Raw genomic sequence first — 16,771 nt, 5'->3', positions numbered from 1 at the left:
TGCAATGTGCCTTTAAACATGAAATTTCAGTTAAGTCGACTTACTGTTGCCATTGGTCTTACTTTACAAAGTACAGTACTTTTTGCAGATACAATATCTGTGAAATCTGGGGTAGATGTATTGTCTGGGTTTAATAATCTGTGGAAACCAGGGGCAACTTGGAATACAGGTACGCCTACTGCAACAGGTGCTCAAATATTAGATAAAAATGTACGCTTATCTGTTGATGTTGCAAGAAGTAGAACAGCCATACAAGAAGTACAAGCCTATGAAATTGATCGGCAAGACGCAAACTATGCAGTGCTTACTGCTTTAGGTCCATTACAACAGATACTTAAAAAAGAAACGGGTGCATTTACAACCGTCAATGGCATACCTAAAGAAGCGTATACAGGGTCTGTAGCGGATAAAGGCAATGGGCTTGGTAATACCAATAATAATTTGGGGCAATTGGTTAATCTTGTGAATGCAGTGCGTTATCCTGCCAGTACCACACCTGCTAAAAATGCATATAACTATCCAAGACCATTTCGCCAAATGCTAGATGGTCAAGACTTAAAGTCAATTTTACAGCCATCTTTAGTAGCGAGAGTTCCTGCAACAGGCCAAGGCGATGGTGGTTTCCCAAGTGGCCATACCAATGCAGGTTACCTTGCCGCTTTAAGCGTGGCTTATGTTGTGCCACAGCAACAAGCAGACTTAGTATTACGTGCAGGTGAAATGGGCTATAGCCGTGTACTTGCTGGCATACATTCACCACTCGATGTGATTGGTGGTCGTATGCATGCCACGTATTATACGATTCAAGGCTTACTTAATAATGCAGACTTAAGACGTAATGCCTACCAACAAGCCCAATCTTTTTTTGCAACGCAATGTGGTGGTACCGTTAGTGCCTGTTATGACTCAACGGATTTAAATCAGCGTTATACACAGTATCAAACAAACAAAGCATTGTACGATAAATATACCTTTGCCAATGCATTTACTGCCATTGGTGATACAACACTAACGCCTATAGTTCCTGACAATGCAGAAGTCTTAATTGAAACACGTTACCCATATTTAACGGCGAATCAACGTAGAGATCTTTTACAAACCACCTCAAATGCAAGAGGGGGTGTGTTAGATAATGGCTTGGGTTATGACACGTTAAACTTATATAAAGCGGCCAATGGCTATGGTGCATTTAATCAAAAAACAACGATCAATATGAATGCAACAGATGGCGGTTTGTCTGCATCTGATGTGTGGTTAAATGATATTTCAGGTCAAGGACAACTTGAAAAAACCGGCACTGGCTCACTTACTTTGGTAGGTCGTAACACGTGGTCTGGTGGTACACAATTACTTGCTGGTACGCTTATTGGCAGTAATGGCAGTGCGTTTGGTCAGGGAGCCATTTTCAATCAGGCCAATTTAGTTTTAAACCATAACACTACAGAAAGCTTGGCCAATACCATGACAGGGTCAGGTACATTGTATAAACAAGGTACTGGGTTATTGAATTATACCGGCGATGGCAGTGGGTTTACAGGTACAACGCGCGTGCAAAATGGTCAGTTAAATGTGACCAATCGTTTGAATGGTACAACCATTGTTGAAAGTTCTGGTACGTTACAAGGTGCAGGGAAACTACAGAACCTACAGGTTTTACAAGGTGGTACAATAGATTTAACACAGTCTTTAAACCGATTGTCTGTGAGTGGTGATTTGACTTTAAATCAGGGTACACTCAAAGTACTCACACAAGCCAATAGTGCAACAAGCAGTGGTATAGATGTGAGCGGGCGTACTCAAATTAATGCAGCCAATGTATTGCAAGTGGGCTTAGGTAGCGAATATAACTTACTGTCTGAATATGTCATTTTAAATAGCACAAATGGGGTGACAGGTCGTTTTGCAACAGTGAAGAGTGCCTATAGTTTTCTGACGCCTCAAATTGGCTATACAGCAAATACAGTCACACTACAATTGCTTAGAAATGATCAACGTTTTAACAGTGTGGCACAAACAGCCAACCAATACCAAGTGGCAAATAGCATAGAAAGTCTAGGTTTAGGCAACAGTTTATATAATCTTGTGGCTAAACAAAGCAGTGACCAAGCACGGCAGTCATACAATCGCTTGTCTGGTGAAGGTTATGCATCTTTAGCAGTCAATGCAACACAAGACTTGTTAGCGACTACAGATTTTGTGGCAGCACAAAAGTATCAGACACAGCCGTATTTATGGCTGAACAGTTATGGTCGTCAGTTTAATAACCGCGCTGTAGATGTATCAGATTCAAGTTATAAAAACTATGGTGCAGTGGTTGGTGGTGAATTACCATTAAACAATCAAAGCAGCCTTGGGTTGGTATTGGGTCAGGGCAAAGGTACTGCTAAAGTGGCAGATAACGGCTTTACGGCCAAAGACAACAATAGTCAATTGGGTCTTTATGGTCGTTATGCCGATGAAAACTCGAATGCAATATTTGGCTTATTTGGTCGTTGGGGTGATGTATCTGTTCAGCGTCAAATCAATAGTACGGGCCTAAATAGCCAAGCAAATGCCAATCTAGACGTGTATAGCTTGCAAGGATTTGCTGAATATGGGTTTAAACCAACAGCATTGCCAATCAGCCCATATGCTCGCTTAGCTCACGTTGTTACGCAAACAAAATCATTTCAAGAGCAAGGTGCAGACATTGCAAACTTGTATGGTACAAAGTCAACCAATAACATGACATTTACTACATTAGGTTTGAAAGCAAACTACGATTTTAATTTGGGGTCTAAACCTGTGACTGCTCAATTCGGTTTAGGTTGGCAACATGCCCTTGGAGATACGCAAGGTCAGACCACTTTACAGTTTAATCGTGCTTCAAGCTATAAAGTGAATGGCTCGGAAATTGCTCAAGATCTTGCAAAAGTAGATGTTGGTGTAAGTACAAAACTGACTAACCAGTTAAGTTTTGGTTTAAATTATGCAGGGCAGTTTGCGAGTCAAAGCCACAGTAATGAAGGGACATTAAAGCTCGATTATCGTTTTTAAGAGCACACTGTTTTTTAATAATGGCTTTACTCACGTAAAGCCATTATTTTTTTAATTTGTTTTATTTAAGCGATGTTGAATAAAGTAACAGATATCATCTAATGCCATTTTTCCTTCGTCAAACCATGCATTGAACATAAAAAAGTTATGCCACATGCCTGTATATAACTTATAACTTACATCAACTTCAGCATTTACTGCCATATCTTTGAGTCGCTTTGCATCGTCCATAAGCATAGATTTACTACCCACCTGTATAAGCAGTGGGGGCAATCCTGCAAGGTCATCAAATAAAGGTGACACACGTGGATTAGATGGATCAAAGTCACAATTTTGTAAGTAATAATGAATTGCTTTTTTTAAGAAATCTATAGATAACAGCGCATCGTGTTTTTGGTTGTATCGTATAGAGTTGCTGGTCAGTGTCAGGTCTATAAATGGGGATAAAAGCATGAGTCCACGAGGCAATACAGTATTTTTCTGTCGGACCAAACGTAGGCTCAGGGCTAGGGCTAAATTTGCACCTGCATCGTCACCTGCCAAAATAACATCATCTGCTTGAATACCTGACGCAAGCAATGCTTTATAGGCATTGTAAACTGCTTCATTGAGTTCAGGAAATGGGGTTTCGGGTGTCAGAGGGTAAGCCAAACTCATGACAGTAAGCCCCGTAGTACGTGCCATTTCACAGAGCCAAGCCCGATGTGTTTTGAGTGAGCCTAAGCAAAAACCACCGCCATGCAAATAAAAAATAATCTGTTTTGATGTATTTTGTAAGGGCGTAATTTTTTCAACAGTGAGTGTATCTAAACTGTAGGTATCTATGTTTAAGTCTTGCGTGTTACATGGAAATATCTGTGTGATTTGGCCAGTAAAATGACGCATGGTTTGCGGTGAAAAATCATATTTACTTGGATAACGTAATGTGCCTTTGAGGCAAGATTCGACAAGCAGTTGTTTCCACATTTCATGCATAATAATGGCCTTGAGATACATATATTCGCTATAGATAGTCATGTATGATGTGAGATATGTCACATCTTAAAATTTTATAGGAATATGCAATGAAAAAAATATTATGTGCAGTTGCCATATTTGGCTTGGTTACCATAACACATGCAGCAGACCCATTAAATGGGAGTGTGTGGAAAACCATAGATGATGAAACGAACCAAGCTAAAGCGCAGGTTGTTTTTAACCAACAGCGTGATGGCAGTTTTATTGCAACGATTCAAAAAATTTTAGTTCCAGGTGAAGATGGAATTTGTGGCGAGTGTGAGGGCATGTATCATAATAAGCCGTTACAAGGGGCTGTAATTGTCCGTAGTTTAAAAAGTGTCGGTGAAAATAAATATGAAGACGGCACAATTATTGACCCTAAAAATGGTAAAAGCTATCGTTTAAAAGGTGAGTTACTGAATCAAAATAAAACCTTAAAATTACGTGGCTACATTGGTATTTCACTGTTGGGCCGTAACCAAATTTGGCAACGTATACAGTAATTATTGCTTGTAATATTAATATTTAACAAGTAACTATTATTTTAATCCTCTAAATTTTTAAAATTTAGAGGATTAATTTTTTAAACGATCGTAAATAAGTGACTAACCTGTTAAAGCTCGATACTTTTCTTCATCAAAACCAATAATCAATCCATTGGGTGTTTCTAGCACGGGGCGTTTAATCATGCTGGTATGTGCCTTAAGTGCTTCAATGAGTGCTGTTTGGTTGGCTAAAGCGTTTTGTTGTACTTGTTCATCGAGTTTACGCCAAGTGGTACCTTTTTTATTTAAAATGACTTCTGTACCTGCTTGCTCTAGCCACTGTTGTAAGTGTTGTGCATCTATACTCTGTTTTTTATAGTCATGAAATTCATAGCTCAGGCCAAGCATGTTGAGTAAATCAAAGGCTTTTTTCATTGTGCTACAGTTTTTAATACCGTATATTTTTAGCATAGTGCAGTCTCATAAATTGAATATTTCATAAGAGTAACTGAAAAATGCTGACTGTCTAGTGACGATCATGTGAAAATTTTGAGATTTAAAAGCAGAAAACCCGCATTAAATCATCCTGATTATGCGGGTCTCACTGTGTTAACGTCCAATGTTAAGTCCTTTAAAACTTACGATTACTCGTACGTTTCTTTTCTTCCTACGGCGTCCTATCCTTTTGTGTCATCCTGACATGTCCCTGTGCCGTATTGATATAGTGCCTTTATTTGCTATGAATAAATAGCCGTAAAAACGACAAATGATGTAAGCCATTTCCACGTAAAAAAAGAACACGTGTTCTCTAAATGAGATAAAGTTATTCTTTTTAAAGAAAAAATATAAAATGAACCTGTTTTGCTCACTTAGTGAATAAAAAGTATTTTCAAAAATATAGCTAACTTTTTAAGTGCAATACCGTATGAAAGATTATTCACTATTTTTCAGACAATAGTCAATAATTACAGGGGCATGATCGCTATACCATTGTTCACGATAGACCCATGCATTGACTGTACGGGCTTTCCAATCTGGAGAGCAAGCTTGATAGTCAATTCGCCACCCCACATTTTTAGCACGCGCTTGGCCACGGTTCGACCACCAAGAGTACAGTTCAGCTTCTGGGCGTACAGTACGAAAAGTATCTACGTAACCGAGCTCATCATACATATAGTCAAGCCACGCACGCTCATGCGGTAAACAACCCGATGAATTTTTATTGCCTGACCAGTTTTTAATATCAATGCGTTTATGTACGATATTGTAGTCACCACAAATAATCATCGACTTATTTTCATCACGCCATTGCTTTAAAATGGCCTGATATTTTTCTAAGAAAATTTCTTTACGTGCTTGAGCTTCATCGCCCGATGAACCAGAGGGTAAGTAAAGTGAGCAAATATAGACATTTTTTTCAAGACCTAAGTCAAACTCAGCTGCAATAAAGCGCCCTTGACTGTCTGCAAGTTCAAAACCTAAACCGTCTGTAACAGATACAAAAGGTAAGCGACTAAAAATGGCTGTACCTGCGTAACCCGCTTTTTCGGCAGGAAAAAGGTGTGTATACCAACCCTCAGGTTTAAATTGATCGGTACATTGGGCATGGGTAATACGGCTTTCCTGAATACAAACAATATCGGCTTCAGATTGCGCTAACCATTCGAGTAGCCCTTTTTTAACCGATGCACGTAGGCCATTCACATTAAGCGATACAACTCGCAGAATTTTTTGATCACTTGTGTAGCTATCCTTTGGTATCATAGTGACGTTTTACCTCAATATCTAAATCTAAAAATGGAGTGCTTCATGACCACGCAGTTTAACATACAGGCTTTTATTGAACTTGCCTTATCGCGAGGTGTGCTTAAATTTGGTGAGTTTACCTTAAAGTCTGGTCGTGTCAGCCCTTACTTCTTTAATGCAGGTTTACTGTCTGATGGTGAAGCACTGTCTGTTTTAGCCGATGGTTATGCAGCAAAATTACAGCAATGTGAGCATGTTGATGTCATTTTTGGCCCTGCGTATAAAGGTATTCCTTTTGTAGCGGCAACAGCTGTGGCACTGTCTAAAAACCATGCCCAAAGTGTACCGTGGGGTTTCAACCGTAAAGAAGCCAAAGACCATGGTGAAGGTGGCGTATTGGTGGGTGCATCTGTTGCAGGTAAAGATGTTTGGATTATTGATGATGTCATTACTGCAGGTACAGCCATCCGTGAAGTGGTGACACTGCTCAAGCAAGCAGGTGCAAATATTGCAGGTGTATTGGTGGCGTTAGACCGCCAAGAGTGTGGACAAGGTAAATTGTCTGCTATACAAGAAGTTCAACAAGAATTAGAAATTCCTGTACATGCTTTAATGACCATGCAAGATTTAATGGCATATTTAGAACAACAAGGTGATCAAACAGCACTCGCGAATATGCAAGCATATCGTCAGCGCTACGGTATAGATGTTTAATCGATCTCAAAAAAAGCCCTTGTGTTGAACGATACAAGGACTTTTTTGTTATGAAGCTACTTTTAGTACTGTAATCATGTCTGTATCTTCATTAAATTCTTCATCTGTTTCTTTACAGATGACTTGCCCAACAATGACTTGTGAACCATTAAAAGTCATGGTGGGTGCACCGTGTAATATCCAACCTCTATTGAGTGCTTTGCTCACACGAGCACAAAAGGCTGAATCATCTGCACCTGTTAAATAACGGTAAAGTTTCATTCATTTTTCTCCATATTATGTCTGGGGAATCTGCTGGATATGCTTTGTAATTTAAATACAAAGTATAGAAGTAAAATATATTTATTAAATATGAATAACTAATAAACTAATTCTTATTTTTTTTGTGACCACTTTGCACAATACCATATCGTTAATATTAATAAACAACCATTATCACTATGAAAAAACAGTATAGAAAGCCTCTAACGATAACAATATTGATTGTTGTGGCACTTGTTGGCTTTTTGATTTATCAGAGCTCTGAAACGACAACAAAAGCCATCACACAGAATGAAACACCAATTGTTATTGCATATCAAACGGGTGTTGATCCAAGCAAAGTGGCGCAGGTTGAAGGGTTGTATGAAAAAAATAGCCAACATGCTATATCGTGGAAAAAATTTGATACAGGTTCTGATGTGGTCACTGCGTTGGCATCTGGAGATGTTGCGATTGGTAATATTGGCTCAAGTCCATTCGCAGCGGCGGCAAGTCGAGGCGTTCCTATTGAAGCATTTCTCATTACTGCAAAATTAGGCAGTTCGGAAGCCCTTGTTGTTCAGCAAAAATCAGGCATTAAACAACCGAGTGATTTGATTGGTAAAACAATTGCTGTGCCATTTGTGTCTACGACACACTATAGCTTGCTGTCTGCATTGAAACATTGGAATATTTCTGAAGATCAAGTCAAAATTATTAACTTAAGACCGCCTGAAATTATTGCAGCATGGAACCGTGGTGATATTGATGCAGCGTATGTTTGGGAGCCAGCTTTAAATAAAGTCAAAGAAACAGGGCAAGTGCTGGTAGATTCAGAGCAAGTGGGGCAGTGGGGAGCACCAACCTATGATCTATGGGTGGTTAGAAAAGATTTTGCTGAAAAGAATCCTGAATTCTTAAAATCTTTTGTTTCTACGACATTAAATCAACTCGATAAATACAATCAATCTCCAGATCAATTTACACTGGACAGTAAAAATATTACCGATATTTCCACACTGACTGGTTCTAAACCTGAAGATATTAAATTGTTACTTTCAGGAAATAGGTATTTAAATCGACAACAACAAATAGATGCTTTGTCGAATGAATTTTCTAAAAATGTTTTAGATACAGCACAGTTTTTAAAACAGCAAGGTAAGGTAGACCAAGTGAAGCCTAACTATCAAGACAATGTATCTACAGCATTTTTAAAGTAATGTAAGGGGTAGATCATGAGTAAATTGATTGCAGATCATATAGGGTTAACCTTCCCAAATCATACAGTGCCAACGCTAGAGAGTATTCATTTAGAGATTGAGCAAGGTTCTCTGACGACTGTTTTAGGAGAGTCAGGTTGTGGTAAAACAACATTGTTAAATATTTTGGCAGGATTTCAAAAGCCAAGCACAGGACAGGTATTACTTAACGGGAAACCTTTACATGGCCCAGATGCCACTCGTGCAGTTGTGTTTCAAGAACATGCTTTATTTCCATGGTTAAATGTACAAGATAATATTGCATTTTCTTTAGAGGTTAAGAAATTAAATGTAGGTGTTATCGAACAACGCGTTCGGAAAATTTTAGAAATAGTAGGTTTAGCTCATGTGGCTCAATCGAATATTTGGGAGTTGTCTGGAGGCATGAAACAGCGAGTAGGTATTGCTCGTGCATTGATTAGCCATGCCGAATTTATTCTATTAGATGAGCCTTTTGCAGCCTTAGATGCATTTACAAGAGAGCATATGCAAAAGCTTGTCTTGGATTTATGGGCGAAGCAAAAAAGAAGTTTCTTCTTAATTACACACGATATAGAGGAAGCACTTTTACTGAGTGAAGAGCTTATTATTATGCAAGCAAAACCTGGCAGAATTGCAAAAAAATTAAGCTTGGATTTTTCACATCGCTATCGTGGAGGAGAGTCCATTCGTTCAATTAAATCAGACCCTCAATTTATTGCTCTTCGTGAACAACTCTTCACTCAACTAAGCCATGAAGTGGAGGGATAATGTATGCATGATACCGTAGATACAAAGCGAATAATCAAAGGAAAAGAAGGTCTCATAGATCATAAGACCACTTTTTTACATAAATATTGGGTGCAGTATCAGGCTGTTATTTTAAGTATTTCAAGTGTAGCTCTGCTTTTTGTGATTTGGTTTCTCATAACAAGTTTTGGTGTTATTTCATCATTATTTTTACCAAGTCCCCAAGCTGTTTTTCATAAGTTTATTGAAGTGAGCCAACATGGTTTTATGAAAGCCACGTTATGGCAACATTTGGCGGCAAGTATCAGTCGGGTTTTTATTGCGCTACTTTTAGCTATTGTTGTCGGTGTACCAGTGGGCCTGTTAATGGGTTTGAATAAGTGGGCAAGAGCAATCGTTGATCCTTTAATTGAATTATTAAGACCCATTCCACCATTGGCATATTTACCCTTACTTGTAATTTGGTTTGGCATTGGTGAAACAACTAAAATTTTACTTATTTTCCTATCTATTTTGGCACCTATTATTATTAGTAGTACATATGGTGTGCTTAGCCATCAAAAAAATAGAGAGCGAGCAGCACTTTCCCTTGGTGCAAGTCCAATACAAGTATTCCAATATGTCATCTTACCAACAGCACTCCCACATATTATTACGGGTATTCGTATAGGACTTGGTGTTGGTTGGTCAACTTTAGTTGCGGCAGAGTTAGTTGCAGCAGATAGAGGTATTGGGTTTATGGTTCAATCGGCCGCGCAGTTTTTAATTACCGATATCGTAATTTTAGGTATTCTAGTTATTGCTATAGTGGCTGTCATTTTTGAGCTGTTTTTACGTTGGTTACAACAACAGCTTTCCCCATGGTATGGCAAGCAGTTATAGGAGCGGTGAGATGCCATTTGAAATTGAAATCATTAAACCCACCATTGGTGCAGTTATTCACGGTGTTGATTTAAATGATCTTGATGCCGACACGTTGGCTCGGATTCATCAAGCATTGCTTGATTATCAAGTCATTTTTTTTCGTCAACAAGACCTCTTGCCACGCCAACAAGCGAATTTAGCCCAAAGTTTTGGGTCACTACATACACATCCTATTTTTCCACATGTAGAAGATGTCCCAGAGATTCTCATCTTAGATAGTTTAAAACAAGATCTTAGGGACAATGAGCTGTGGCATACAGATGTTACTTTTAGTCAAACGCCACCCCTAGGGTGTGTATTACAAGCCAAAAAAATTCCAGCTCACGGTGGAGATACATTTTGGGCAACAGGCATAGGTGCTTTTAATACGCTACCAATAGATATACAAAACCAGCTGTTTGATTTAACTGCAACACATGACATTCGGCAGTCATTTCCCATAGAGCGTTATGCAAAAACACCACAAGAGCGAGAAAATCTTTTACGTGTTTTTGAAAAGAATCCACCCGTGATTCACCCTGTAGTGAGAACACACCCCATTACTCAAGCACCGATACTATTTGTGAGCGAGGGCTTTACCACTCAGATTAATGAGTTAGACGCCACTGAGAGCCAGCGTTTGCTTCAATTTCTATTTCAACATGTGACACAGCCGAACTTACATTTACGTTGGCAGTGGGCACAAGGCGATGTGGCGATTTGGGACAACCGTTGTACACAACATAAGGCACTTTTTGATTATGGCAGTGCTCATCGGATTATGCATAGAGCCACCATTAATGGTGATGTCCCTTTTTGATTTACAATAGATACAATACACAGTAATTCAAAATATACTGGTTCGAAAGGAGATTGCATTAGAATACTATTCAGACATTATCTTATAAAGCTGATATTTTTAGACGCATCATGAATGTTAGGATGGAAATATCAGCTCTCTTTCTCAGTTTTGAAAATTTAAAAGGTTAAATAAGTCGACTGCCGTTAAAGTATTGATACACTATTTCACAACGTACAGTGCTAGCATAAAATTAATAAAAATATTTATGGCAGGATGCTGATGAAAATTAATAAAGATACAGTGCTGTGTATGTCTTTGGCGGCCAAACCCAGTAATTTTGGCACTCGGTTTCATAATTATTTATACGAAGCTTACCATCTAAACTATCTATATAAAGCCTTTGCGCCAGTCAATTTGGCACAAGCTATACAAGGTGTACGTGGCTTACCTGTGCGAGGGTGCGCCATTTCTATGCCGTATAAAGAGCAAGTGATGGCACTGGTCGATGAGCTAGATCCATCAGCCCAAGCCATTGCTTCAGTAAATACCATTGTAAATACAGATGGCGTGCTAAAAGCCTTTAATACCGACTACATGGCAATTCAACAACTGATTGATGAGTACGAAATTTCACCCAATACCCGATTTGCACTGAAAGGCAGTGGGGGTATGGCAAAAGCGATTGCCTACGCCTTTAAAAATAGAGGGTTTGAGAACGGCATTATTGTGGCCAAAAATGAAAAAACGGGCACGGCATTGGCTCAAAAATTAGGTTATGTTTGGCAAGCGACTTTAGAGCCCAATCAAGCAGATTTAATTATTAATGCTACACCTGTAGGTATGCAAGGTACAGCATGGCAAGATGAATTGGCATGGCCTACAACAGTGATAGATGCTGCTCATATGGTGTTTGATGTGGTGGCTTTACCCGAAAATACCCCCACTATTTGCTATGCCAAAAGCTTAAATAAAACAGTCATTACAGGTGCAGAAGTTTTTGCACGCCAAGCACTGGCCCAATTTCATTTATATACAGGTATTTATCCTGAAAAAGAAGTATTTGAAGCAGCAGCGCAATTTTCACGTACAGCAACAACCCAATAAATCAGGTATATTCAAAGTATCTTAAAAATAGAGTGAGCATTATGCGTGTTTTAGTGATTATGGATCCAATCCAGCAAGTCAACCTCAAAAAAGATTCGACCATGGCCATGTTATGGGTGGCCAGTCGCCGTGGGCATCAACTTGGCTATGCACAACAACAAGATTTATACATAGACCAAGGCAAAGCATTTGGCTTGGTATCGGCTTTACAGGTATTTGAACAGCAAGTACCACACTACCAATTGGCCGAACCCAAAAAACAATCTTTAGCAGATTACGACATTATTTTAATGCGTAAAGACCCACCATTTGATATGAATTTTGTCTATACCACCTATGTGTTAGAGCAAGCAGAGCGAGAGGGGGCATGGGTTGTGAATAAACCGCAATCACTGCGTGACTGTAATGAAAAGCTTTTCGCAACTCAGTTCCCAGAGTTACAGGTGCCAACATTGGTCACATCGCAACATATATTAATTCGAGAGTTTATAGACACACATCAAGACGTGATTGTAAAACCGCTCGATGGTATGGGAGGCGCTGGTATTTTTCGTTTGAGTGCAGGTGGGCCAAATATTGGTTCTACACTCGAAATGCTAACGGTGCTTGGCACAGTACCCATTATGGCACAGCGATATATTCCTGAGATTGTAGATGGTGATAAGCGGATTTTAATGGTTCACGGTGAGCCTGTGCCATACTGCCTCGCACGTATTCCTCAAAATGGCGAAGTGCGTGGGAATCTCGCTGCAGGTGGTTTGGGTGAAGCACGCCCACTCACTGAAAAAGACCGTGAAATTGCTAAAAAAGTTGGGCCGTTTTTACGTGAGAAAGGACTGGTTTTTGTCGGGTTAGATGTTATTGGCGAGTACGTGACAGAAATTAATGTGACTAGCCCAACCTGTATACGAGAGATAGATGCCCAGTTTGGTACATCAATTGCTGATCTATTATTTGATGTGCTTGAGAACAAAAAAAATTACGTTTAATTGAATCTTGATAGACCACAGTCGATGTAAAGTAGTCAAGCAACGATAGTCCTCAAACCGACCATCGTTGCTAAATACTCAGTAATTCAATTTATTGCTGAAACAACAGTAGGTTATTTTTACAATATTTGTTTAAAACACGTGAAAATCATTCACTGAATAAGCACTTTATGATTAGAATAAGATACTAAAATTATCAAATTACAGCCGAAGTATTATACCCGTGACCGAATCGACATTATTTAAACCCAAACATATTTTAATGATGGCTGCTGGCACTGGTGGTCATGTTTTTCCTGCTCTTGCAGTGGCCAAGCAACTCAAACAACAAGGCCACCGTGTATCATGGCTTGCCACACCACATGGTATGGAAAACCGCTTGCTTGAAAATGAAGATATTCCGATGTATCAGATTGATATACAAGGGGTGAGAGGGAATGGTGTCATGCGTAAACTCGCTGCACCATTTAAGATTTTGAAAGCAGTTCTGCATGCCATAAAAATTATGAAACAACAAAAAATAGATGTTGTGGCAGGCTTCGGCGGTTATGTTGCAGGACCAGGTGGTCTTGCTGCCCGTGCATTAGGTATTCCTGTGGTCATTCATGAACAAAATGCGATCGCAGGGTTTACCAATATACAATTGGCCAAAGTTGCAAAAAAAGTTTGCCAAGCTTTTCCAAAGACATTTCGTAGCCACCCAAAAGTGATTACAACCGGTAATCCTGTACGTACTGAAATTACCAATACGCTGAGCCCAGCATGGCGTTATGAACAACGAGAAAAACAGCAACAGCCATTACAGATTTTGGTCGTTGGTGGATCTTTAGGGGCACAAGTATTGAATGAAACGATGCCGATTGCACTACAGCAACTTGGTGTAGCTTTAAAGATTACGCATCAATGTGGTCAAAAACAGCTTGAAGAAACGCAAGCACGTTATGCCAATGCCCCTGCCAATATAGAGGCGACAGTTGTGCCATTTATTGCCGATATGGCGCAAGCATACAGTGATGCAGACCTGATTATTTGTCGTGCAGGTGCATTGACAGTGACAGAAGTTGCAACTGCGGGTGTGGCAGCTGTTTTTGTACCATTACCGAGTGCAGTAGATGATCATCAAACTGCCAATGCACAGTATTTATGTAAAGTCGGTGCTGCTAAGCTTTGTCCACAGGCGAATATGACACCTGAATCTGTGACTGTACTGTTAAAAGCACTGATGAGCCGTACGATATTGTCTGAAATGGCCGTCAATGCACGCCAAAAATCACAACCCAATGCAACAGAACATGTTGCTGAAATTATTGCAAATATTTAACCTAAGGTCTGCCATGTCACCTAAAGCTCCTGCTCATTTAGAAAAAAAATTGATTAAAATTCCAGAAATGCGCCGTATTAAACATATTCACTTTGTGGGTATTGGTGGTGCAGGCATGTGTGGTATTGCTGAAGTACTTAAAAATCAAGGTTATTGTGTCTCTGGTTCAGATATTAAATATTCTAAGACAACAACCCAGCTTGAAAATGTAGGAATCAAGGTTTATCTGGGACACCATGAAAGTAATATTCAACATGCCGACGTGATTGTGGTATCTACAGCCATTAATCCGGAAAACCCTGAAATTAAAGCGGCACTCAACCAACGTATTCCTTTAGTACGCCGTGCTGAAATGTTGGGTGAATTGATGCGCTACAGACATGGTATTGCTGTGGCTGGTACACATGGCAAAACGACTACCACCAGTTTACTGACCACCATGCTCGCCGAGGAAAAATTCGATCCGACTTATGTGATTGGTGGCTTGCTCAATAGTACTGGGGTGAATGCAGCTTTAGGCGAAAGTCGTTTTATTGTGGCAGAAGCAGATGAATCAGATGCATCTTTTTTACACCTACAACCCATGGCAGCCATTATTACCAATGTAGATGCAGACCACATGGATACCTATGAAGGTAGTTTTGATAAGCTCAAAGACACTTTTGTTGAATTTATTCGCCGTATGCCATTTTATGGTTTGGCTGTAGTGTGTGGCGATGACCGCAATGTCCGTGAAATTATGCCACGATTTGGTCGTCCAACCATTACCTATGGTTTTAATGAAGATAATGATATTCGTGCCATAGATGTGGTACAAGACGGCATGCAGTCGCATTTTACAGTACTGAGAAAAGACCGTGAACCGCTACGCCTGAGCATTAATCAACCTGGATTGCACAATGTACTCAATGCGCTTGCAGCCATTGGTATTGCGACCGATGAAGGCGTTTCAGATGATTCAATTAGTCGTGCTTTACAAGGATTTCGTGGCGTTGGGCGCCGTTTTCAGATTCAAGGTGAATATGCACTAGATGGTGGTAGAGTCAAACTCATTGATGATTATGGCCATCATCCTAAAGAAGTAGATGCGACTATTAAGGCAGTACGCCAAAGTCATCCAGAGCATCGTTTGGTCATGATATTCCAACCACATCGTTTTTCACGTACACGTGATTGTTTTGATGATTTCGTAGATGTATTGTCACAAGTAGATCAACTCATTTTACTTGAAGTTTACCCTGCAGGTGAAAAGCCAATTGTAGGTGCAGACAGCAGAGCATTGGCCCGAAGTATTCGTTTAAGAGGGCAAGTCGAACCCATTTTAATTGATCCTATTGATGAAAAACATCTTGAAACAGTATTGGGCCATCTATTACAAGCGAACGATGTTGTTTTGACCCAAGGTGCAGGAAATGTTGGTACAATTTCAGCAGAACTCGCACAAAAAAAACTTTTTTTAAATTAGGTCAATCAATACGCATTGCTGAATGCCACAGATAAGCAAAGGGGAAAATATGTCACATGTTGAAAAATTTGGGAAAGTCGCTGTACTTTTCGGTGGTCGTTCAGCAGAGCGAGATGTATCGTTAGACAGTGGTCAAGCGGTGCTTGAGTCTTTACAACGCTCAGGTGTAAATGCAGAGGCATTTGACCCATTACACCGTAGTGTGACTGAACTTGTGAATTATGACCGCGCCTTTATTGTCTTACATGGCCGTGGCGGCGAAGATGGACAAATACAAGGTGTACTTGAATGGCTTGATATTCCTTATACGGGTACGGGTGTACAAGGCTCAGCCATTGGTATGGATAAAGTGAAGACGAAGCAAATTTGGCAAGGCAGCGCTTTACCTACAGCACCGTATCGTATTGTCAACACAGTAGTCGATACAGATGAATTAATTGCAGCGCTTGGGTTGCCACTCATTATTAAGCCAGTGCATGAAGGTTCAAGTATAGGCATGAGCAAAGTTGAACATGCTGAAGAACTGGCTGAAGCCATAGACAAAGCCATTGCTCTAGACAGTATTGTAATGGCAGAAAAATGGATTACAGGCAAAGAGTACACGATTGTAGTTCTAAATGGTGAAGCATTGCCCGTGATTCGTTTACAACCACCTACAGATGTTGCATTTTATGATTATGATGCTAAATATCAGCGTAATGATGTTGAATATGGCATACCGAGTGGTTTATCTGAGCAAGAAGAACAACAACTCAAAGCTTTAACTTTACAGGCATTTAATGCTGTAGGTGCACAGGGTTGGGGACGAGTAGATGCAATGCAAGATCAAGATGGCCAATTTTGGTTACTTGAAGTCAATACTGTACCGGGCATGACAAGCCACTCTTTAGTACCTAAAGCGGCATCTGCGGTTGGCTACAATTTTGATGCACTCTGTTTGGCGATCTTAGAACAAACGCTTACAGAGGCAGAAAAATAA

The 16,771-nt window shown here is 39.8% G+C and carries 16 protein-coding genes; 12 read left to right on the top strand and 4 right to left on the bottom strand.

The genetic code is table 11. The annotated features are described in order from the left end of the window. Positions 1–18: 18 nt before the first annotated feature. Complete coding sequence (locus BLS38_RS01325) at positions 19–3,036, top strand: autotransporter domain-containing protein (protein ID WP_092746528.1); 3,018 nt, start codon at positions 19–21, stop codon at positions 3,034–3,036. Between the two features lie 51 nt (positions 3,037–3,087). Here the strand turns inward: BLS38_RS01325 and BLS38_RS01320 are convergent, their stop codons facing one another. Further along, the gene (locus BLS38_RS01320) at positions 3,088–4,032 is read right to left on the bottom strand and encodes an alpha/beta hydrolase (protein ID WP_244518109.1); all 945 of its coding nucleotides are present in this window, start codon (positions 4,030–4,032) and stop codon (positions 3,088–3,090) included. 68 nt (positions 4,033–4,100) lie between these two features. Here BLS38_RS01320 and BLS38_RS01315 point away from each other — a divergent pair, with 68 nt between their 5' ends. Then, on the top strand, positions 4,101–4,538 hold the full coding sequence (locus BLS38_RS01315; protein WP_092746527.1) for a DUF2147 domain-containing protein: 438 nt from the start codon (positions 4,101–4,103) through the stop codon (positions 4,536–4,538). A 102-nt stretch (positions 4,539–4,640) separates the two neighbouring features. Here BLS38_RS01315 and BLS38_RS01310 read toward each other — a convergent pair whose 3' ends face one another. Beyond that, positions 4,641–4,991: a Spx/MgsR family RNA polymerase-binding regulatory protein gene (locus BLS38_RS01310; RefSeq protein ID WP_092746526.1), complete on the bottom strand. Its 351-nt coding sequence runs from the start codon at positions 4,989–4,991 to the stop codon at positions 4,641–4,643. 462 nt (positions 4,992–5,453) lie between these two features. Continuing rightward, positions 5,454–6,284 carry an exodeoxyribonuclease III gene (locus BLS38_RS01305; protein WP_092746525.1) on the bottom strand — a complete coding sequence of 277 codons (831 nt, stop codon included), beginning with the start codon at positions 6,282–6,284 and terminating at the stop codon, positions 5,454–5,456. Positions 6,285–6,329: 45 nt separating this feature from the next. Here BLS38_RS01305 and pyrE point away from each other — a divergent pair, with 45 nt between their 5' ends. Next, on the top strand, positions 6,330–6,980 hold the full coding sequence (pyrE, locus tag BLS38_RS01300; protein ID WP_092746524.1) for an orotate phosphoribosyltransferase: 651 nt from the start codon (positions 6,330–6,332) through the stop codon (positions 6,978–6,980). Between the two features lie 48 nt (positions 6,981–7,028). On the opposite strand, the gene BLS38_RS01295 is transcribed toward pyrE, so the two are convergent. Beyond that, positions 7,029–7,241 (bottom strand): DUF1737 domain-containing protein, encoded by a 213-nt coding sequence (locus tag BLS38_RS01295; RefSeq protein ID WP_092746523.1) that lies wholly within the window; start codon positions 7,239–7,241, stop codon positions 7,029–7,031. A gap of 179 nt (positions 7,242–7,420) precedes the next feature. On the opposite strand from BLS38_RS01295, the gene tauA reads away from it, so the two are divergent. The 9 genes from tauA (at position 7,421) to BLS38_RS01250 (ending at position 16,771) form a co-directional block, all read left to right on the top strand. Further along, the gene (tauA, locus tag BLS38_RS01290; RefSeq protein WP_092746522.1) at positions 7,421–8,440 is read left to right on the top strand and encodes a taurine ABC transporter substrate-binding protein; all 1,020 of its coding nucleotides are present in this window, start codon (positions 7,421–7,423) and stop codon (positions 8,438–8,440) included. A 15-nt stretch (positions 8,441–8,455) separates the two neighbouring features. Beyond that, positions 8,456–9,229: a taurine ABC transporter ATP-binding protein gene (locus BLS38_RS01285; protein ID WP_092746521.1), complete on the top strand. Its 774-nt coding sequence runs from the start codon at positions 8,456–8,458 to the stop codon at positions 9,227–9,229. A 3-nt stretch (positions 9,230–9,232) separates the two neighbouring features. Continuing rightward, complete coding sequence (tauC, locus tag BLS38_RS01280) at positions 9,233–10,090, top strand: taurine ABC transporter permease TauC (RefSeq protein ID WP_092746520.1); 858 nt, start codon at positions 9,233–9,235, stop codon at positions 10,088–10,090. A gap of 10 nt (positions 10,091–10,100) precedes the next feature. After that, positions 10,101–10,931 carry a taurine dioxygenase gene (tauD, locus tag BLS38_RS01275; RefSeq protein WP_092746519.1) on the top strand — a complete coding sequence of 277 codons (831 nt, stop codon included), beginning with the start codon at positions 10,101–10,103 and terminating at the stop codon, positions 10,929–10,931. 261 nt (positions 10,932–11,192) lie between these two features. Next, positions 11,193–12,017 carry a shikimate 5-dehydrogenase gene (locus tag BLS38_RS01270; RefSeq protein WP_244518107.1) on the top strand — a complete coding sequence of 275 codons (825 nt, stop codon included), beginning with the start codon at positions 11,193–11,195 and terminating at the stop codon, positions 12,015–12,017. 41 nt (positions 12,018–12,058) lie between these two features. Then, on the top strand, positions 12,059–13,006 hold the full coding sequence (gene gshB, locus BLS38_RS01265) for a glutathione synthase (RefSeq protein ID WP_092746517.1): 948 nt from the start codon (positions 12,059–12,061) through the stop codon (positions 13,004–13,006). Between the two features lie 223 nt (positions 13,007–13,229). Beyond that, positions 13,230–14,327: an undecaprenyldiphospho-muramoylpentapeptide beta-N-acetylglucosaminyltransferase gene (gene murG, locus BLS38_RS01260; RefSeq protein WP_092746516.1), complete on the top strand. Its 1,098-nt coding sequence runs from the start codon at positions 13,230–13,232 to the stop codon at positions 14,325–14,327. Positions 14,328–14,340: 13 nt separating this feature from the next. Further along, complete coding sequence (gene murC, locus BLS38_RS01255; RefSeq protein ID WP_092746692.1) at positions 14,341–15,792, top strand: UDP-N-acetylmuramate--L-alanine ligase; 1,452 nt, start codon at positions 14,341–14,343, stop codon at positions 15,790–15,792. A 49-nt stretch (positions 15,793–15,841) separates the two neighbouring features. Further along, positions 15,842–16,771 carry a D-alanine--D-alanine ligase gene (locus tag BLS38_RS01250; RefSeq protein ID WP_092746515.1) on the top strand — a complete coding sequence of 310 codons (930 nt, stop codon included), beginning with the start codon at positions 15,842–15,844 and terminating at the stop codon, positions 16,769–16,771.

This window comes from Acinetobacter boissieri, from assembly GCF_900096955.1.
Lineage (GTDB): Bacteria > Pseudomonadota > Gammaproteobacteria > Pseudomonadales > Moraxellaceae > Acinetobacter > Acinetobacter boissieri.
This window is presented reverse-complemented; position numbering and strand designations above follow the sequence as displayed.